The organism is Nocardioides sp. SR21 (genome assembly GCF_022761125.1).
Lineage (GTDB): Bacteria > Actinomycetota > Actinomycetes > Propionibacteriales > Nocardioidaceae > Nocardioides.
In genome coordinates, this window is the sequence record NZ_JAKWJR010000003.1 from 195,751 (window position 1) to 212,623 (window position 16,873).

Here is a 16,873-nt window from a genome sequence, read left to right on the forward strand (position 1 = left end):
GGGAGCGGCTCAGGAGTTGCGCCCGCGCCCGGCCACCGGCCACCGGAGCAGGTCGTCGCCGGTGTCGGCCCAGAGCTCGTCGACCAGGTTCACGGCGTTGCAGACGTGGTTCGGTATGACGTCCACCTGGCTGCCGAGTGGAGGCAGCGGCGCCCCGCCCAGGTCGACCACGGCGTGGTGCTCCGAGAGCTGCACGACCCGCGCGTCGGGGTGCTGGAGCAACCGGCCGAACCCGGTGGCGTACGCCGCCCGGTCCGCGCCGAGCAGCTTGCTCCCGCTGTCGAGCACGAGCCGACCGCCCGCATGGCTGACCACCGTCGCGCGGCACGTCAGCGCGATGCGGTCGGAGCCGACCGTGCCGAGCTCCCACTGCTGCGCGTCGTTGAAGACGTAGACGCCCGGGCGCAGCTCGGTCAGCACGCCCGTGTCGGAGTCGGCCAGGCTCGGGGTGGAGCCGCCGCTGACCACCTCCGGCTCGATGCCCGCCGCCCGCAACGCGCCGGCCGCCACCGCGAGGGCGCGGGCCTCGTCCTGGGCCGCGGCGGCCCGGCCGTCCGGCGCGTAGCTGTGCCCGGGGAACGTGAACACGCCCCGCACCTCGACGCCCGCCTGGGCCACCTCGGCGGCGCGCTGCGGCGGACCGCCGCTGCGGTGGTGGCCGCTGTCGACCTCGACCAGCGCCGAGACGCGGTCACCGAGCAGCCGGCCGGCGTTGGCCGCGCCGGCGACGGAGTCGACGCCGATCGTGACCCGGGCGCGGTCGGCCAGGGCGCGCAGCCGCTCGGCGGCACGCGCGTCGACCCACAGCGGGTACGCGATGAACACGTCGTCGAACCCGGCGTCCACGAACGCCTCGGCCTCGCCGATCGTCGCCACCGTGATGCCCTGCGCTCCTGCCGCGACCTGCATCCGCGCGATCTCGACGCACTTGTGCGTCTTGACGTGCGGTCTCAGCGCGACGCCGATGGCCGCCGCCTTCTCGATGTTCGCGGCCAGCCGGGCGACATCGACCCGCAGGTACGGCGTCGGTGGCGCGCTCACATCTCCTCGTGGGTGTCCGGGTCGCCGCCGAAGAGCCGGCCGTCGGGGCGGCCGAGCGCGGTGATCGCCGCGACCTCGTCGTCGGTGAGCTCGAAGCCGAACACGTCGAGGTTCTGCCGCTGCCGCTCGGGTGTCGCGGACTTCGGGATCGGGACCGCGCCGAGCTGCACCTGCCAGCGCAGGATCACCTGGCCGGGCGTGACGCCGAGCCGCTCCGCGGCCGCCGCGACCGGCGGCTCGGCGAACGGCGCCCGGCGCTTGCCGAGCGGGCTCCACGACTCGGTGCGGATGCCGTACTTCTCGTTGGCGTCCCGCATCACCGACTGCGGGAAGTAGGGATGCAGCTCGATCTGGTTCACCGCGGGCGTCACGCCGGTCTCGTCGATGATCCGCTCGAGGTGCTCGGCGCTGAAGTTCGAGACGCCGATCGAGCGCACGAGTCCCTGCTCCTGCAGGTCGATCAGTGCGCGCCAGGCCTCGACGTACTGCCCGACCGAGGGGTTCGGCCAGTGGATGAGCTGCAGGTCGAGGCGTTCGAGGCCGAGCCGCTCCAGCGAGCCGTGCACGCTGGCGATCGCGTCGTCGTACCCGTGGTGCCGGCCCGGGATCTTGCTCGCGACGACGAGCTCGTCGCGGTCGAGGCCGGAGCGGCGGATCGCCTCGCCGACCTCGGTCTCGTTCTCGTAGTTCACCGCGGTGTCGATCAGCCGGTAGCCGTTCTCGATCGCGCTCTGGACCGCCGCCACGCCGTCGTCGCCGCGCAGCGGGTAGGTGCCGAAGCCGATCGCGGGGAGGGCGGTGCCGTCGTTGAGGGTGTGGGTCGGGATCGCCATGGGATCAACGTACTCAGGCATCGCCGGGCGTCGCGTCGTGCCCGTCCTCGCCGTCGGTACGACGGTCCTCCTTCATCTCGGCCTCGTAGAGGTGTCGTCTGCCGCCCACGAGCTCGTCGCGGGCGGCCCGCTCGAGCTCACGGAAGGCGGCGTAGTAGCCGTCGTCGTACTCCTCGACGACCTGGAACGTCCAGCGCCCGTCGAGCACGTTGCGACCCACGAGCTCCCGCTCGATGCGGTCGGCGAGCTCGGTGTGGCCGGCGTGGCGGAGCTTCGCGACGGCGTCGCCGAGGGTCAGGTCGGCGGTGCCGGAGAGGCGGTGGAACGTGTAGAGGTGCCCGCGCGCGATCTCGATCGCCTCGAGCGCCTCGGAGAGCCGGCCGAGCGCCTCGACCGTCGCGTCGGAGACCCCGTCGGGACGCCGGTGGTCGGCGTCCGGACCGGTCATCCGGCGAGGACCCGTTCGGCAGAGACGGCACCGTGCTCGGACTCGATCGCGTCCGCGAGCCTGCGGGTGTCGTGCTCGGAGACGTCGACGCCGACCTCGCCGAAGCCCTTGCGGAGCTCGGCCTCGACGGTGCCCTCGGGCGCGCCGTCCTGCCAGGAGGTCACGCGGTCGACCACGTTCTGGATGGCTTCCATCTTCTCGTCAGTCATGACGAGGGCGTACCCGGTCACCCCGTCGTGCACGCGCGTCCGGCAGGCTTCCTTCGTGACCGCCGCCGACGTCCTGTCCTCGATCTGGGACGACGTCACCGGCTCCCAGCCCGCGCCCGCCCAGCTGGAGGTGCTGCTGACCGCGGTGGCCGCCGCCCTGGTGGTGGTGCTGCCGTGGACGTGGCGGATCGGCCGGCACGTCGTCACGATCGCGCACGAGGGTGCGCACGGCGTCGCCGCGCTGCTGAGTGGCCGCCGGCTCTCCGGGATCCGGCTGCACTCCGACACCTCCGGTGTGACCGTGTCCCGTGGCCGGCCGACCGGGCCGGGCATGGTCGCCACCGCGTTCGCCGGGTACGTCGGCCCGGCACTGCTCGGCCTCGGAGCGGCGTACCTGCTGCACCGTCAGCACGCGTTGGCCGTGCTGTGGCTCGTGGTGCTCCTGCTGGCGCTGCTGCTCGTCCAGATCCGTAACTTCTACGGGCTGTACGCCGTCGGGATCGCCGGCGCCGCGGTGTTCGCGGTGAGCTGGTGGGGGAGCGAGACCGTGCAGTCGCTGGCGGCGTACGCCGGCACCTGGTTCCTGCTGATCGCGGCGCCCCGGCCGGTGCTCGAGCTGCAGACGCTGCGGCGCGCCGGTGGCGCCCGCACGTCGGACGCCGACCAGCTGGCGCGGCTGACCCGGGTGCCCGGCCTGGTCTGGGTCGGGATCTTCCTGCTCGTCACCTGCGGCTGCCTGTTCGTGGGCGGCCGGTGGTTGTGGGCCGCGGCGTAGGGTCGAGCGCGTGCGCATCGGCATCCACTACGCGAACTTCACCCACCCCGACTGGCAGTCCACGCTCCTCGATCGGCTGACCGCGACGGCCCGGGCCGCGGACCAGGGCGGCGCGGCGTGGTTCACCGTGATGGACCACTACTTCCAGATGGAGAACCTCGGCGGTCCGCCGGAGCCGATGCTGGAGGGCTACACGACGCTCGGCTACCTCGCGGGCCAGACGTCGGACGTGCGGCTCGGCCTGCTGGTGACCGGCGCGACGTACCGCCATCCGGGTCTGCTCGCCAAGATCGTCACGACGCTCGACGTGCTCTCGGAAGGCCGGGCGATGCTCGGCATCGGCGCCGCCTGGTACGACCGGGAGCACGAGGGCCTGGGCGTGCCGTTCCCGCCGATGAGCGAGCGGTTCGAGCGGCTCGAGGAGACGCTCGAGGTCGTGCAGCAGATGTGGTCGAGCAACGACGGGAGCTACGAGGGCCGGCACTACCGGCTCGCCGAGACTGTCAACGTCCCGCCGCCCGTGCAGGACCCGCACCCGCCGATCCTGATCGGGGGGAGTGGTGAGAAGAAGACGCTGCGCCTGGTCGCCCAGCACGCCGACGCGTGCAACCTGTTCGGCGAGAACCCGGCCGCGATCCAGCACAAGCTCGACGTCCTGCGCCGGCACTGCGACGACGTCGGCCGCGACTACGACACGATCGAGAAGACGATGATCGTCGAGACCGACCCGCTCCGGGACACCGACGCGTTCGTGGCGTCGATGGGGGAGTACGCCGCCCTCGGCATCGAGCTGATCACGCTGGCGCCGATGGCCGACGACCCGGCCGGCTGGACCACGGCGGTGTGCGCCGACGTGCTGCCGCGGCTCGCGGAGCTCTGAGGACGCGGAATGGTCACCAACCGCAGATTGGGAACGCTCCCGGCTGCGGTTGGTGACCATTCGGTGCGGTGAGCCGGCGATGCGGTGGGCCGGCGCTCCGTCGGCCCCGCTGCGGCTTCTGGTGGCACGGAATGGTCACCAACCGCAGATCTCGGCCCCGCAAACGTGCGGTTGGTGACCATTCCGCGCACCTGAGTCGCACGAATGGTCAGAGAACCTTCGTCCCGTACATCTCGCCGAGCGGGTCGGAGATCAGCTCGACGCGGGTGCCGTCGGGGTCGCGGAAGTAGATCGACGTGCCGCTCTCGTGGAGGTACTCCACGCCGGCGGCGTCGAGCTTGCCCTTGAGCCGCGCCCAGTTCTCGGGCGCGACCGAGATCGCCAGGTGGTGCAGGCCGCCGAGCACCTCGGCGTAGGGCCCGACGCCGAGGCCCGGGAAGTCGAAGAACGCGATCAGGTTGCCGTTGCCGATGTCGAAGAAGAAGTGGTTCGAGCCCGGGTAGTCACGGTTCTCGAACAGCTCGGTGAGCGGGAACTCCAGGAGCTCCTGGTAGAACCGCACGGTCGTCTCGACGTCGGCGACCACGATCGCGACGTGGTGGACCCCGCGCGCCGACGACGCCGGCCGGGTCTCCTCGGGGGCGAGGTAGGTGTCGCGGATCCGGGTCCGCTCGGCATCGATCGCGGCGAGGGCGGCGGCATCGGGGGCGCTCATAGCGCGACGGTAGCCCTCGCCTCACCGGCCGCGCCAGCCGTCTCGTCCCCGGTCGCGAGCGGGAACCGCGCGGCGGTGGTCCACGGGCCGTCGGGCGCGGCCTGGGTCATCAGCGTGACCGCGCGGGCGGTCGAGCGGATCGGCAGGTGCTGCTTCACGTAGAGCTCGGCCAGCTCCATCTCCTCGAGCTGCTCGCCGTGCCCGACGGTGAGGTGCGGCACGACGTCGGCGTACAGCCCCGCGAACGGCGGGAACTCCGGGTACGCCGCGTGCACCAGCGCCGTGAGAGCGCGGAACGGCGCCGGGTCCTCGGGCGCCAGCCACAGCACGTGGCGGTCGAACCACGCGGTGCGCGTGAGGGCGATGTCGAACGCCGGGACCGCCCCGAAGAGCGCGGTCAGGTGCTCCAGGACGGCGCCGTCGATCCGGTCCGGCGGGAGGAACGGGAAGAGCACCGTGAAGTGGGCCGGCACCCCGCCGCGCGCGTTGACGTCGAGGGCGTCGCGGTGGTGCGAGACGGCGGCCTCGGACTCGGGGACCTCGACGATCAGTCCGCTGTGGGGGCGCGGCTCGGGCATGGCGGAAACCTAGGGGAGAGGGCGAGGGAGGCGGTGCATTTCTGCACAGGTACCCACGTTGGCGGCCGATAGGAACCGACAGCAACTGGTCGCCAACGGATTGGCGACAGGTCCAGACAGCACTCGGACCGACAGCCAACGGAATGGAGTCCCAGGTGACGCGCGCACTCGTCGCTGCTGCACTCACGGTCGCGCTCGGCGCACCGCTGGGGACCTCCGTCATGGCCAACGCGAGGACGGCCGACGCCGTCGACAGCGCACGCGTGTCCGGCGTGGTCACCGAGCTCGTCGCAGAGGCACCGGACCACGCCAGGGGAGGGGAGGAGACGGACCTCGCGCTCGCGACCCCGGACGGCTTCGTCCCGCTGGCCGACGGGATCGACGTGGCGCCCGGCCAGCACGTGACGGCCGAGGTGCGCGGCGGCGAGGCCGCCGACGTCGTCGCCACCCGAGCGGCCCGCGAGGGGTCGACTCCTGCCGTTCTCGATCGCCGGGTGTACGTCGGCATCGTGTCGCCCGCCGGCTACACGCTCGCCGACAACACCAACACGGTCGCGTCGGTCCAGCGGACCCTGGCGAGCGCCAGCGACTACTGGGGGAGCCAGACCGGGGGAGCCGTCACCTTCGAGTACGGCGGAACGCTGGGCAAGTACGTGTCCGAGCACCCGTGCGGCGACACCACGGCGATGTGGAACGAGGCGATCGAGAAGTTCGCCGACGAGGGCGTCGACGTGCTCGGGCCGGGGCGGTACCTGATGCTGGTGGCTCCGACCGGGTCGTCCGCGACCGACGACTGCCAGTACGGCTACGGCACGCTGGGCGGGCTCGAGGCGGCTCGCAACGCGACGTTCGTCTCCGACGACAACCAGTCGCTCTACGCCCACGAACTGGGCCACAACCTGGGCCTGGCGCACGCGAGCGCGCTGCGCTGCGCCGGCGCGCAGGACGGCGTGTGGAACGGCCGGACCTACGGCTCGAACTGTGCACGGTGGCGCTACGAGGACCTGCTCGACGTGATGGGCTACTCGGGGAAGCGGTACGGCGAGGGCAACCTCAATGCCCCGCACCTCGACGACCTCGGCCTGGACCCGGGCGCGATCCGCGCCGTCGCCGGTCCGGCGACGGTCACGATCCCGCCGCTGTCCGACACCACGGCGCCGGGCCGAGGTCTCAGGCTCACGGACACCAACGGCGAGCGCTACTACGTGGAGTACCGAACGGCCACCGGCCGGGACGCGGTGTGGTCGCTCAATCCGTACAAGCCCTCGCTGGGCGTGCTGCTGTACCGCGAGGACCCGTCGGCCTACCACCTCCACGGCAGCTACCACCTCGATGCGACCCCGCTGGGCACCGACTCCTTCGACTACGACCGCGCACTGCTGCCCGGGACGATGTTCACGACCGGCACCGGGACGCTGACCGTGACCACGATCAGGCAGGACGAGAACGGCGCGGTCGTCGAGATCGCCGGGGGAGCGTCCGACGTCGATCCCGAGCTCCCGGTCGGCAGCTCCGCTCACAAGGTCCGGCTGAGCGGCCCCAGCGTCGCGCGCCGCAGCGGGTGGGTGCGGCTGACCGCCGTGGTGCTCTCGGAGACCGGTGCCGTCGTACCGGGCAGCCGGGTCAGCTTCCAGCGCAGGACCGACGAGGGCTGGCGCACGGTCCGGACGACGACGACGTCGCGGAAGGGCGTGGCCCGGGTCAAGGTCCGGCTACGACAGTCGACGACCTTCCGGGTCGCGGCCGGTACGCCGGTGGCCCCGAGCCGCAGCGTGACCGTGCGGCTGCCGCGGACACGCAGCTAGGTGAGCCACGAGGCGTAGAAGATCCCCAGCCCGACGGCGGCACAGATCGCCGCGATGATCCAGAAGCGGATCACCACGGTGACCTCGTCCCAGCCCACGTGCTCGAAGTGGTGGTGGATCGGGGCGATCCGGAAGAGCCGGCGGCCGGTGCCGGTGAGTCGCCTGCTCAGCTTGAAGTAGCCCATCTGCAGCATCACCGAGAGCGTCTCGATCACGAACAGCCCGGCGATGACCGCCATCAGCAGCTCGGTGCGCGACATGATGGCCAGCCCGGCGAGGGCGCCGCCGAGCGCCAGGGACCCGACGTCGCCCATGATGATCCGCGCGGGCTTGGCGTTCCACCACAGGAAGCCCACGCACGCCGCGGCGATGGCGGCGGCGAACACCGCGAGGTCCAGGGGATCGCGCACCTCGTAGCACTGCGCCTCGACGGTCGTGGGCCTCGAGGAGCCGCACAGCTGGTTGTTCTGCCAGATGTTCACGACGACGTACGCGCCGAAGAGCAGCGCGGACGTGCCGGCGAGCAGGCCGTCCGCACCGTCGGTGAGGTTCGCGCCGTTGGACGTCGCGGTGACGATGAACCAGATCACCAGCAGCGTGACGACCAGCGGGAGCTTGACGCCGAAGTCATGCGTCGTCGAGAGGTACTGCGACGCGGGCCGGACGCCACGCTCGTCGGCGAAGAAGCTCGTGGCCAGGACGCCGAACACCAGGGCGACCAGCGTCTGGCCGGCCAGCTTGGCGCGGCTGCTGAGGCCCTGGTTGTCCTGCTGGTAGACCTTGATGAAGTCGTCCAGGAAGCCCACGGCGCCGCAGCCGAGCAGGAGCAGCACCAGGAGCCAGGCGCTGGCGCTGGGGGAGCCACCGGTCGCGAACGTCGCGACGAGGTACGCCGCCACGGCGCTCAGCAGGATCACCAGCCCGCCCATGGTCGGCGTGCCGCGCTTCACGTGGTGCGTCGACGGGCCGTCGACACGGATCGGCTGCCCGAATCCCTGCCGGGCGAAGTACCCGATGGCGTACCGGGTGCCGAGCAACGAGCAGACCATCGCCAGGGTGCCGCTGAGGAGGATCGCCCGCATTGACCTCATTCTGGGCCAGGGGCGGGGCAGAGCGGTCGAGGCGCACCGACCGGCTCCCGCCTAGGCAAGATGACATAATGTCAGTTATCGGCGGTATATCCAGGAGTCGGGACGAACGTCGACACCGGTGTAGTTTTCCCGCATGAACCGCAAGGACCTGCCCTGGGGATGGATCATCCTCGGCCTGCTCGGGCTCTGGTTCCTCGGGATCAACCTCGCGGACGGCGACTGGACGATGGTCGCCCTCGCTGCGTTCGTCGTGGTCTTCTCGGTGGTCCGGATCATCCGGCGACGTACGCCGCCAGGTGCTGCCCGGTGAGCGTCTTCTTCTTCGCGCCGACCAGGTCGGCGGGCGTGCCCTCGTAGACGACCTTGCCGCCGTCGTGACCGGCGCCCGGGCCGAGGTCGATGATCCAGTCGCCGTGCGCCATCACCGCCTGGTGGTGCTCGATGACGATCACCGACTTGCCCGAGTCGACCAGCCGGTCCAGCAGCCCGAGCAGGTTCTCGACATCGGCGAGGTGGAGGCCGGTCGTGGGCTCGTCGAGGATGTAGACGTCGCCCTTCTCCCCCATCTGCACGGTCAGCTTCAGGCGCTGCCGCTCGCCGCCGGACAGCGTGGTGAGCGGCTGGCCGAGCGTGATGTAGCCGAGGCCGACGTCGACGAGCCGCTCGAGGATCTTCGCCGCGGCCGGGATCCTCGCCTCGCCGTCGCTGAAGTGCGCGAGCGCGTCGGTCACCGACATCTCGTGGACCTGCGCGATGTCCTTGCCGCCGAGCGTGTGCTCGAGCACCTCGGCCTTGAACCGGCGGCCCTCGCACTCCTCGCACGGTGACTCGACGGTGGCCATCGGGCCGAGCTCGGTGAAGATCACGCCAGCGCCGTTGCAGGTCGAGCAGGCGCCCTCGGAGTTGGAGCTGAACAGCGCCGGCTTCACGCCGTTGGCCTTGGCGAAGGCCTTGCGGATCGGCTCGAGGAGACCGGTGTAGGTGGCCGGGTTGCTGCGCCGTGAGCCCTTGATCGCGCCCTGGTCGATGACGACGACGCCGTCGCGCCCGGCGAGCGACCCGTGGATCAGCGAGCTCTTGCCGGAGCCCGCGACGCCGGTGACGACGGTCAGGACGCCCAGCGGGACGTCGACGTCGACGTCGACCAGGTTGTGCGTGCTGGCGCCGCGCACCTCCAGCTGACCGGTGGCCGAGCGGACGGAGCCCTTGAGCGAGGCGCGGTCGTCGAGGTGCTTGCCGGTGATCGTGCCGCTCCCGCGGAGGCCGTCGATGTCCCCCTCGAAGCAGATCGTGCCGCCCCCGGTGCCGGCCCCCGGGCCGATGTCGACGACGTGGTCGGCGATCGCGATCGTCTCCGGCTTGTGCTCGACCACCAGCACCGTGTTGCCCTTGTCGCGCAGCTGGCGCAGGAGGCCGTTCATCTGCTCGATGTCGTGGGGGTGCAGGCCGATCGTGGGCTCGTCGAAGACGTAGGTCACGTCGGTGAGGGACGACCCGAGGTGCCGGATCATCTTGGTCCGCTGGGCCTCTCCCCCGGACAGCGTGCCGGCCGGCCGGTCGAGGGACAGGTAGCCCAGCCCGATCTCGGAGAACGAGTCGAGCAGGTGCTGCAGCCCCTTGAGCAGCGGCGCGACGGACGGCTCCTTCAGCGCGCGCACCCAGTCGGCGAGGTCGCTGATCTGCATCTCGCACAGGTCCGCGATCGACTTGCCGTGGATCTTGGACGCCCGCGCCTCGGGCGTCAGCCGGGTGCCGTCGCAGTCGGGACACGTCTGGAACGTCACCGCCCGCTCGACGAACCGCCGGATGTGCGGCTGCATCGCCTCGGGGTCCTTGGAGAGCATCGACTTCTGGATCTGCGGGATGATGCCGTTGAACGTGAGGTTGACCCCCTCGACCTTGATCTTGGTCGGCTCGGCCCACAGCATCGTCTCGAGCTGCTTCTTGGTGAAGGCCTTGATCGGCTTGTCCATCGGCAGGCCCATGCCCTCGAAGATCCGGCCGTACCACCCGTCCATCGAGTAGCCCGGCACCGTGAGGGCGCCCTCGTTCAGCGACTTCTCGTCGTCGTACAGGGCGGTCAGGTCGATGTCGTTGACCCTGCCCATGCCTTCGCAGCGCGGGCACATGCCGCCGAGGTAGATCTCCTGCTTGGCGACCTTCCGCTCGGTGCGCCCGCCCTTCTCGGTGGTCATCATCCCGCTGGCCTTGCGGGTGGGGACGTTGAAGGAGTACGCCGTCGGCGGACCGACGTAAGGGTCGCCGAGGCGGCTGAACAGGATCCGCAGCATCGCGTTCGCGTCGGTCGCAGTGCCGACCGTCGAGCGAGGGTTGGCCCCCATCCGCTCCTGGTCGACGATGATCGCCGTCGTGAGGCCCTCGAGGTGGTCGACCTCGGGGCGGGCCAGGGAGGGCATGAAGCCCTGCACGAACGCGCTGTAGGTCTCGTTGATGAGCCGCTGCGACTCCGCCGCGATCGTCCCGAACACCAGCGAGCTCTTGCCGGACCCGGAGACCCCGGTGAACACCGTCAGCCGGCGCTTCGGGATCTCCACGCTGACGTCGCGCAGGTTGTTCACCCGGGCGCCCTGCACGCGGATCAGGTCATGGCTGTCGGCGGCATGCGTCGTCATGCGGGCATTCTCTCCATCGTTCGTGGCCAACGTTCGGGATCAGTCGTCGGGGAGGGCGGCGAACGCCTTCTTCGTGTCCTTGTACCAGCCCATCCCCTTGATGGGGTGCTTCCACCGGCCGCGCATGTCCTTGTTCGCGGGCACGTGCGCCTCGTCGCCGGCGGCGACCATGTCCTTGAGGTGCTGGTCCTGCTGGTTGATCACGGCGTCGGCGTCCTTGCCCTGGAACGCCTGGTCGCAGGGGCCGCCCATCTGGCGGCAGGTCATCGTCTTCATGTCAGGCCACCTGTCGGATGCGGACGGTGTTGCCGGCCGGGTCGCGGAACGCGCAGTCCCGCAGGCCGTACGGCTGGTCGATCGGCTCCTGGATCACCTCGGCGCCGGTGGCCTGCACGGTATCGAACGTCGCGTCGACGTCGGTGCTGGCCAGCAGGATCCAGCCGTAGGTGCCCTTGGCCATCATGTCGCCGATGACCCGGCGCTCGTCGTCGGTGATGCCCGGGTCCACCGCGGGCGGCCCCAGCAGGATCGACGTCTCCGGCTGCCCCACGGGTCCGACGACGATCCAGCGCATCGTCCCTTCGCCGTGGTCGGAGCGGACCTCGAAGCCGAGGGCGTCGCGGTAGAACGCCACGGAGGCGTCCGGGTCCTCGTGCGGGAGGACGGTGGTGTGGATGGTGAGGTTCATGACGCTCACGCTAGGGGCGGATCGCCGGCGGGCGCTTCTCGATTCCTGATCGGTCTGATGACCTGCTTGACCACGCACGGCGGCACGCCGTCCATCTCGCGCGCGGCGTCCCGGTAGGCGCTCGGCGACATCCCGACCAGCTCCTTGAAGCGGGTGCTGAACGTGCCCAGGGACTGGCAGCCCACCTCGAAGCAGACGTCGGTGACGCTCAGGTCGCCGCGCTGGAGCAGCGCCATGGCCCGCTCGATGCGGCGCGTCATCAGATAGCTGTACGGCGACTCGCCGTACGCCGCCTTGAACGCGCGACTGAGGTGGCCGGCGGACAGGTGCACACCGCGGGCGAGCGCCTCGACGTCGAGCGGTTGCGCGTACTCGCGGTCCATCCGGTCCCGCACCCGGCGCAGCAGCACGAGCTCGCGCCGACGCTGCTCCGAGGCGGGGGTGCTGGTCACAGCTGGATCGTCCCATCTGTCTCAAGTCGAGGGCGTCGCTGCCGATGTATCCAGCATGCCGGACAGCGCTCCTGTCGGGTGATGAGGAACAGGGACCGAAGCAAGGTCGGCGAAGGAGGAGCACCATGTGGGACACCGTCACGGACAACGTCGTGCACCTGACGCACGACCTGCCGTGCCTGCACTGTGGGCACGCGCCGCACACCTACCTCCCCTGCGGTGACAGCTGCGACTGCCACCCGCTGAAGGCGTCCTGACCCGAGCTACTCCAGCTCGTCCGCGCAGCTCGTGGCGTCATCGGTCGCCGAGCTGACCACCCAGCCGCCCTGGTCGGTGCGCGCCGCGGTGACGTACCAGCCGGCGCCGTCCTCGTTGGTGATCGACACCTCCGTGGCGGCCGGGTCGCCGTCGTCGGCGATCACCCAGTCCTCGACCGGCGGCTCGGGCAGTCCCCCGTGGGTCCCGAGCCAGGACTCGAGCGCCTGGATCGGCGTCTCGGCGCCGTCCCCACCGAGGTCGGGTTGGTAGGCCTGGCCGTCGCAGCCGTCGTCGGAGCAGCCGGTCGGCAGCGCCACGAGGAGCACACAGCTCAAGAAGCCGGCCGCGAGCCGGGACGACGAGTGCACGCGCACAGCATGACAAGGCATCCCGGCCGCGTCCGCCGAACGCCGAGACGACGGAGAGCACCCCAGGCCCGAACGGACTACGCGACATCCCCCGGGTGGGTCATTCGTCCGGGTTCGCGCCCCAACGGTCGCTGCCGTCCCTACCGTCACAAGCGAGGTTCGTACCGCTCGTCGAGCGATGGACGAACCGCATTGGGGGGCTTCAGCGAGGCGTGGGGGGAGGTAGAGCCATGTGGGACACCGTCCAGACCAACACGGTGCACTTGTCGCACGACATGCCATGCCCACAGTGCGGGCATGCCCTCCACACCTACCTTGCGTGTGGAGACAGCTGCGACTGTGTGCCGGCGCGCATGCCGGGTCGGTCCGCCGACCTGGTCGCCGTCTGACCTCGCCCTCACCGACCCCCATCAGGAACGTCGGACGTAGCGCGATCCACGCTTCCTCCGACTGGGTCGACGGTCGCCAACCCGCTTGAGCACGGGCAGTTCCGGGCGACCGTCGACCTATCCCGATCCTGGCCCTGATCCTGGCCCTGATCCAGGCCCCGCTCCCCTGCGCCCGGGCGCGTCGCGGACCCACTACGATTCCGCTCATGGCGACTCCCGTGAAGACCGGCAGCAACGTCCCGGCGACCGCGACCACGATCACCCCGGCCGAGCCCGTGCACGTCGTCGGCCCGGTGGGCTGGGTGCTGATCCTCTCGTCGGGGATCGGCCTGATCCTCGCGACCTGGATGCTCTACCCGCTCGACGCCGAGGGCATGTGGGCCGGCTACCGCGGCGGGTTCACCGCGACCATCGTGGTCACCTGCGCGATGGCGCTGTGCTCCTCGCTCCCCAAGAAGCCGATCATCGGTCTGCTCGGCATCTGCGGCATCCTGCTCGTCCTGTTCGGCGTGTTCCTCGACAACTCGCACGTGGTCTTCCTGTCCGAGGTCATCGCCGGCGCGGTGCTCCTCGCGGGCACCGGGATGTACGCCGCCGGCAACCGGGACTGAGCCGGCGCCTGGGCGTCAGGGCTCGATCAGCACCTTGATCGCGCGCCGCTCGTCCATCGCGCGGTAGCCCTCGGCCACCTCGTCGAGCGGCAGCGTGCTGTCGAAGACCAGTCCGGGCTGGATGCTGCCGTCGAGCACCTTCGCCAGCAGCTCGGGCATGTACTTGCGCGTCGGCGCCATGCCGCCCCCGAGACCGATGTTGTTGACGAACATCCGGCGTACCGGGAGCGTCACGCCGTGCGGGGCGCCCACGAAGCCGACCCGCGAGCCCGGCCGGGCGATCTGGAACGCGGTCCGCATCGAGTCGTCGGTGCCGACGCACTCGAGGACGGCGTCGGCCCCCACTCCCCCGGTCAGCTCCATGATCGCGGCCACGCCCTCGTCGCCCCGCTCGGCGACGATGTGCGTGGCGCCGAAGGTCCGCGCCACGGCCTGACGCGGCTCGTGCCGCGACATCGCGACGATCGTCTCGGCGCCGAGCATCGAGGCGGCGAGCACGCCGCACAGCCCGACGGCACCGTCACCGACGACGACCGCCGTACCTCCCGGGCGGACGCCCGAGGTGACCGCGGCGTGCCAGCCGGTCGGCATCACGTCGGAGATCGTCAGCACCGACGGCAGCAGGGACTTGTCGGGCACGCCGTCGGTCTTCACCAGGCTGCCGTCGGCCTGGGTGACCCGGGCGTACTCCGCCTGCCCGCTGGCGGTGAACCCGATGTTGTCGCAGGCGTTCTGGGCGCCGTACTGGCAGTGCGGGCAGGTGTTGTCGCAGTGGTCGAACGGCACGACGACGAAGTCGCCGGGCTTGAACGAGCGCACGTCGGCGCCGACCTCCTCGACGATCCCGACGCACTCGTGGCCGATGGTGTCGCCGGCGGTGACCGGGTTCTCGCCGCGGTACGGCCACAGGTCCGAGCCGCAGATGCACCCGGCGACGACCTTGACGATGGCGTCGGTCGGGGCGCTGATGGTCGGGTCGGGAACTTCGGTGACGCGGATGTCGCGGGTACCGTGGATGGTGGTGGCGCGCATGTCCGCCATCCTCGCAGGGGCTCCCCCGGCCCCGCGACTCGCCCGGACCTGGCGAAGTTGCGTTATCTCATATGTGAGTTACCGTGGCGGTATGACTGAGGGATACAAGAATCGCATCGGGAACCTCATTCGCGACGCCCGCAAGCACCGCGGGCTCACCCAGCACCAGCTCGCGGATCTCCTCGGCACCAGCCAGAGCGCGATCAACCGGATCGAGAAGGGTCACCAGAACCTCTCGCTCGAGATGATCGCCCGGATCGGTGCCGCCCTGGACTCCGAGATCGTCGCGCTCGGCGCCGGCCCCACGCACCTGCGGGTGAACGGGCCGACCACGCTGTCCGGCGAGATCGACGTCAAGACCTCCAAGAACGCCGGCGTCGCGCTGCTCTGCGCCACGCTGCTCAACCGGGGTCGCACCACGCTGCGCAAGGTCGCCCGGATCGAGGAGGTCAACCGCCTCCTCGAGGTGCTGACCAGCCTGGGCGTGCAGTGCCGCTGGCTCAACGACGACAACGACCTCGAGATCATCCCGCCGAAGGAGCTCGACCTCGACCACGTCGACGCCGAGGCCGCGCGCCGTACCCGCTCGATCATCATGTTCCTCGGCCCGCTGCTGCACCGCGCGGACGTCTTCGAGCTGCCGTACGCCGGTGGCTGCGACCTCGGCACCCGCACGGTGGAGCCGCACATGGCCGCGCTGCGGCCGTTCGGCCTCGAGGTGAAGGCGACCGAGGGGAGCTACCACGCGCAGGTGAACCGGGCCATCGAGCCGGGCCGGCCGATCGTCCTCACCGAGCGTGGCGACACCGTCACCGAGAACGCGCTGATGGCGGCCGCGCTGCACCCGGGCACCACCGTGATCCGCAACGCGTCGTCGAACTACATGGTCCAGGACCTCTGCTTCTACCTGCAGAGACTCGGCGTCACCGTCGAGGGCATCGGCTCCACGACGCTCACCGTGACCGGGCTCGAGGACATCGACGTCGACGTCGACTACGCGCCCAGCGAGGACCCGATCGAGGCGATGTCGCTGCTCGCCGCGGCCATCGTCACGCAGTCCTCGATCACGATCCGCCGGGTCCCGATCGAGTTCCTCGAGATCGAGCTCGCGCTGCTCGAGGAGATGGGCTTCCAGTACGACCGCTCCGAGGAGTACGTCGCCCTCAACGGCCACACCCGCCTGGTCGACCTGACCACGAAGCCGTCCCAGCTGCACGCTCCGCTGGACAAGATCCACCCGATGCCGTTCCCGGGCCTCAACATCGACAACCTGCCGTTCTTCGCGGTGATCGCGGCGGTCGCCGAGGGCCAGACCCTCCTGCACGACTGGGTCTACGAGAACCGCGCGATCTACCTCACCGACCTGAACAAGCTCGGCGCCAAGGTCAAGCTGCTCGACCCGCACCGCGTGATGATCGAGGGTCCGGTCTCGTTCACCGGCACCGAGCTCGTCTGCCCCCCGGCGCTCCGCCCGGCGGTCGTGATCCTGCTGGCGATGCTCGCCTCCAAGGGCACCTCGGTGCTGCGGTCGACGTACGTCATCCACCGTGGCTACGAGGACCTCGCCGAGCGCCTCAACCACCTCGGCGCCTCGATCGAGACGTTCCGGGACATCTGAGCTGCCCCGGCCGGAGTGTGCGAAGGCCGGGACCCAGCAGCCAGATTGAGTAGCCGCGACCGGCGTATCGAGATCTCCACTCGGTCCCGATACGTCCGTCGCGGCTTCGTTCCTCAGCCGCGGGGCTACTCGACCCGGTGACCGCGTCCGAGACTTCGCAAGCTCAGTCTCGGGTCACTCGAACAGCGTCTCGACCCACGCCCGCGGCGGGGCCTTGGCGGCCGGGGGCGCGGTCATGTCGGCGGTGATGCGCGGCATCGGCGCGGTGTGCTGGCCGGCGTGGCGGTGCCAGTCGTTCTCGGCCTCGATCAGGTCACCGAGCTCGGCGCGCGCCAGGAAGACCCCGTGCCCGGCCGGACACTGGCTGATCCCGCCCTCCCCCACGGCGGCGGCGATCGCGCGGGTGACCATCTCGGCGCTGCAGACAGGACAGGTCAAGGTCTCCATGC

The 16,873-nt window shown here is 70.7% G+C and carries 21 protein-coding genes; 7 read left to right on the forward strand and 14 right to left on the reverse strand.

Annotated elements, in window-relative coordinates:
- Positions 1-9: 9 nt before the first annotated feature.
- The 4 genes from MJ604_RS06950 to MJ604_RS06965 are packed head-to-tail and all read right to left on the reverse strand — an operon-like array spanning position 10 to position 2,531.
- The gene (locus MJ604_RS06950; RefSeq protein ID WP_243057594.1) at positions 10-1,041 is read right to left on the reverse strand and encodes an alanine racemase; all 1,032 of its coding nucleotides are present in this window, start codon (positions 1,039-1,041) and stop codon (positions 10-12) included.
- Entirely contained in the window at positions 1,038-1,874 is an 837-nt protein-coding gene (locus tag MJ604_RS06955; protein WP_243057595.1) for an aldo/keto reductase, read from the reverse strand. Before MJ604_RS06955 ends, MJ604_RS06950 begins: the two co-directional genes overlap by 4 nt.
- 13 nt (positions 1,875-1,887) lie before the next feature.
- Positions 1,888-2,322 (reverse strand): hypothetical protein, encoded by a 435-nt coding sequence (locus MJ604_RS06960; RefSeq protein ID WP_243057596.1) that lies wholly within the window; start codon positions 2,320-2,322, stop codon positions 1,888-1,890.
- A complete protein-coding gene (locus MJ604_RS06965) occupies positions 2,319-2,531 on the reverse strand; it encodes a hypothetical protein (protein ID WP_243057597.1) in 213 nt (70 codons plus the stop codon). The genes MJ604_RS06960 and MJ604_RS06965 overlap by 4 nt, the downstream gene beginning before the upstream one ends.
- 55 nt (positions 2,532-2,586) lie before the next feature.
- Between MJ604_RS06965 and MJ604_RS06970 the strand changes: the two genes are divergently transcribed.
- On the forward strand, positions 2,587-3,306 hold the full coding sequence (locus tag MJ604_RS06970) for a M50 family metallopeptidase (RefSeq protein WP_243057598.1): 720 nt from the start codon (positions 2,587-2,589) through the stop codon (positions 3,304-3,306).
- Positions 3,307-3,316: 10 nt separating this feature from the next.
- Positions 3,317-4,186, forward strand: a complete 870-nt coding sequence (locus MJ604_RS06975) for an LLM class F420-dependent oxidoreductase (protein ID WP_243057599.1) — start codon at positions 3,317-3,319, stop codon at positions 4,184-4,186.
- A gap of 208 nt (positions 4,187-4,394) precedes the next feature.
- Here MJ604_RS06975 and MJ604_RS06980 read toward each other — a convergent pair whose 3' ends face one another.
- A complete protein-coding gene (locus MJ604_RS06980) occupies positions 4,395-4,901 on the reverse strand; it encodes a VOC family protein (RefSeq protein WP_243057600.1) in 507 nt (168 codons plus the stop codon).
- Positions 4,898-5,479 carry a 2'-5' RNA ligase family protein gene (locus MJ604_RS06985; RefSeq protein WP_243057601.1) on the reverse strand — a complete coding sequence of 194 codons (582 nt, stop codon included), beginning with the start codon at positions 5,477-5,479 and terminating at the stop codon, positions 4,898-4,900. Before MJ604_RS06985 ends, MJ604_RS06980 begins: the two co-directional genes overlap by 4 nt.
- A gap of 155 nt (positions 5,480-5,634) precedes the next feature.
- On the opposite strand from MJ604_RS06985, the gene MJ604_RS06990 reads away from it, so the two are divergent.
- Positions 5,635-7,284 (forward strand): hypothetical protein, encoded by a 1,650-nt coding sequence (locus tag MJ604_RS06990; RefSeq protein ID WP_243057602.1) that lies wholly within the window; start codon positions 5,635-5,637, stop codon positions 7,282-7,284.
- Here MJ604_RS06990 and mraY read toward each other — a convergent pair.
- A complete protein-coding gene (gene mraY, locus MJ604_RS06995) occupies positions 7,281-8,366 on the reverse strand; it encodes a phospho-N-acetylmuramoyl-pentapeptide-transferase (RefSeq protein ID WP_243057603.1) in 1,086 nt (361 codons plus the stop codon). The genes MJ604_RS06990 and mraY overlap by 4 nt on opposite strands.
- 142 nt (positions 8,367-8,508) lie before the next feature.
- On the opposite strand from mraY, the gene MJ604_RS07000 reads away from it, so the two are divergent.
- A complete protein-coding gene (locus MJ604_RS07000; protein WP_243057604.1) occupies positions 8,509-8,685 on the forward strand; it encodes a hypothetical protein in 177 nt (58 codons plus the stop codon).
- On the opposite strand, the gene MJ604_RS07005 is transcribed toward MJ604_RS07000, so the two are convergent.
- The 4 genes from MJ604_RS07005 to MJ604_RS07020 are packed head-to-tail and all read right to left on the reverse strand — an operon-like array spanning position 8,648 to position 12,148.
- Positions 8,648-11,008, reverse strand: a complete 2,361-nt coding sequence (locus MJ604_RS07005) for an excinuclease ABC subunit UvrA (RefSeq protein WP_243057605.1) — start codon at positions 11,006-11,008, stop codon at positions 8,648-8,650. The two genes, MJ604_RS07000 and MJ604_RS07005, sit on opposite strands and share 38 nt — an antisense overlap.
- A 39-nt stretch (positions 11,009-11,047) precedes the next feature.
- Positions 11,048-11,284, reverse strand: coding sequence for a hypothetical protein (locus MJ604_RS07010; protein WP_243057606.1), 237 nt, complete (start codon positions 11,282-11,284; stop codon positions 11,048-11,050).
- 1 nt (position 11,285) lies between these two features.
- Complete coding sequence (locus MJ604_RS07015) at positions 11,286-11,696, reverse strand: VOC family protein (protein WP_243057607.1); 411 nt, start codon at positions 11,694-11,696, stop codon at positions 11,286-11,288.
- Positions 11,697-11,701: 5 nt separating this feature from the next.
- On the reverse strand, positions 11,702-12,148 hold the full coding sequence (locus MJ604_RS07020) for a helix-turn-helix transcriptional regulator (protein ID WP_374458335.1): 447 nt from the start codon (positions 12,146-12,148) through the stop codon (positions 11,702-11,704).
- A gap of 125 nt (positions 12,149-12,273) precedes the next feature.
- Here MJ604_RS07020 and MJ604_RS23760 point away from each other — a divergent pair, with 125 nt between their 5' ends.
- Positions 12,274-12,405, forward strand: coding sequence for a hypothetical protein (locus MJ604_RS23760; protein WP_279235509.1), 132 nt, complete (start codon positions 12,274-12,276; stop codon positions 12,403-12,405).
- Between the two features lie 6 nt (positions 12,406-12,411).
- On the opposite strand, the gene MJ604_RS07025 is transcribed toward MJ604_RS23760, so the two are convergent.
- Positions 12,412-12,774: a hypothetical protein gene (locus tag MJ604_RS07025; RefSeq protein ID WP_243057608.1), complete on the reverse strand. Its 363-nt coding sequence runs from the start codon at positions 12,772-12,774 to the stop codon at positions 12,412-12,414.
- A gap of 595 nt (positions 12,775-13,369) precedes the next feature.
- Here MJ604_RS07025 and MJ604_RS07030 point away from each other — a divergent pair.
- Positions 13,370-13,774 carry a hypothetical protein gene (locus MJ604_RS07030; RefSeq protein WP_243057609.1) on the forward strand — a complete coding sequence of 135 codons (405 nt, stop codon included), beginning with the start codon at positions 13,370-13,372 and terminating at the stop codon, positions 13,772-13,774.
- A 15-nt stretch (positions 13,775-13,789) separates the two neighbouring features.
- On the opposite strand, the gene MJ604_RS07035 is transcribed toward MJ604_RS07030, so the two are convergent.
- Positions 13,790-14,806, reverse strand: a complete 1,017-nt coding sequence (locus MJ604_RS07035; RefSeq protein ID WP_243057610.1) for a zinc-dependent alcohol dehydrogenase family protein — start codon at positions 14,804-14,806, stop codon at positions 13,790-13,792.
- A gap of 91 nt (positions 14,807-14,897) precedes the next feature.
- Between MJ604_RS07035 and MJ604_RS07040 the strand changes: the two genes are divergently transcribed.
- Positions 14,898-16,424 (forward strand): UDP-N-acetylglucosamine 1-carboxyvinyltransferase, encoded by a 1,527-nt coding sequence (locus tag MJ604_RS07040; protein WP_243057611.1) that lies wholly within the window; start codon positions 14,898-14,900, stop codon positions 16,422-16,424.
- A gap of 174 nt (positions 16,425-16,598) precedes the next feature.
- Here the strand turns inward: MJ604_RS07040 and MJ604_RS07045 are convergent, their stop codons facing one another.
- Positions 16,599-16,871, reverse strand: a complete 273-nt coding sequence (locus MJ604_RS07045; RefSeq protein WP_243057612.1) for a zf-TFIIB domain-containing protein — start codon at positions 16,869-16,871, stop codon at positions 16,599-16,601.
- Positions 16,872-16,873 lie beyond the last annotated feature (2 nt).

Bases quoted from the DNA above. Each gene is read 5' to 3' on its own strand.
- mraY (WP_243057603.1), bottom strand. From the start codon at position 8,366: ATGCGGGCGATCCTCCTCAGCGGCACCCTGGCGATGGTCTGCTCGTTG.
- MJ604_RS07005 (WP_243057605.1), bottom strand. From the start codon at position 11,008: ATGACGACGCATGCCGCCGACAGCCATGACCTGATCCGCGTGCAGGGC.
- MJ604_RS07035 (WP_243057610.1), bottom strand. From the start codon at position 14,806: ATGCGCGCCACCACCATCCACGGTACCCGCGACATCCGCGTCACCGAA.
- MJ604_RS07030 (WP_243057609.1), top strand. From the start codon at position 13,370: ATGGCGACTCCCGTGAAGACCGGCAGCAACGTCCCGGCGACCGCGACC.
- MJ604_RS07040 (WP_243057611.1), top strand. From the start codon at position 14,898: ATGACTGAGGGATACAAGAATCGCATCGGGAACCTCATTCGCGACGCC.
- MJ604_RS07015 (WP_243057607.1), bottom strand. From the start codon at position 11,696: ATGAACCTCACCATCCACACCACCGTCCTCCCGCACGAGGACCCGGAC.
- MJ604_RS06960 (WP_243057596.1), bottom strand. From the start codon at position 2,322: ATGACCGGTCCGGACGCCGACCACCGGCGTCCCGACGGGGTCTCCGAC.
- MJ604_RS06980 (WP_243057600.1), bottom strand. From the start codon at position 4,901: ATGAGCGCCCCCGATGCCGCCGCCCTCGCCGCGATCGATGCCGAGCGG.
- MJ604_RS07000 (WP_243057604.1), top strand. From the start codon at position 8,509: ATGAACCGCAAGGACCTGCCCTGGGGATGGATCATCCTCGGCCTGCTC.
- MJ604_RS07045 (WP_243057612.1), bottom strand. From the start codon at position 16,871: ATGGAGACCTTGACCTGTCCTGTCTGCAGCGCCGAGATGGTCACCCGC.
- MJ604_RS06955 (WP_243057595.1), bottom strand. From the start codon at position 1,874: ATGGCGATCCCGACCCACACCCTCAACGACGGCACCGCCCTCCCCGCG.
- MJ604_RS06965 (WP_243057597.1), bottom strand. From the start codon at position 2,531: ATGACTGACGAGAAGATGGAAGCCATCCAGAACGTGGTCGACCGCGTG.
- MJ604_RS07010 (WP_243057606.1), bottom strand. From the start codon at position 11,284: ATGAAGACGATGACCTGCCGCCAGATGGGCGGCCCCTGCGACCAGGCG.
- MJ604_RS23760 (WP_279235509.1), top strand. From the start codon at position 12,274: ATGTGGGACACCGTCACGGACAACGTCGTGCACCTGACGCACGACCTG.
- MJ604_RS06985 (WP_243057601.1), bottom strand. From the start codon at position 5,479: ATGCCCGAGCCGCGCCCCCACAGCGGACTGATCGTCGAGGTCCCCGAG.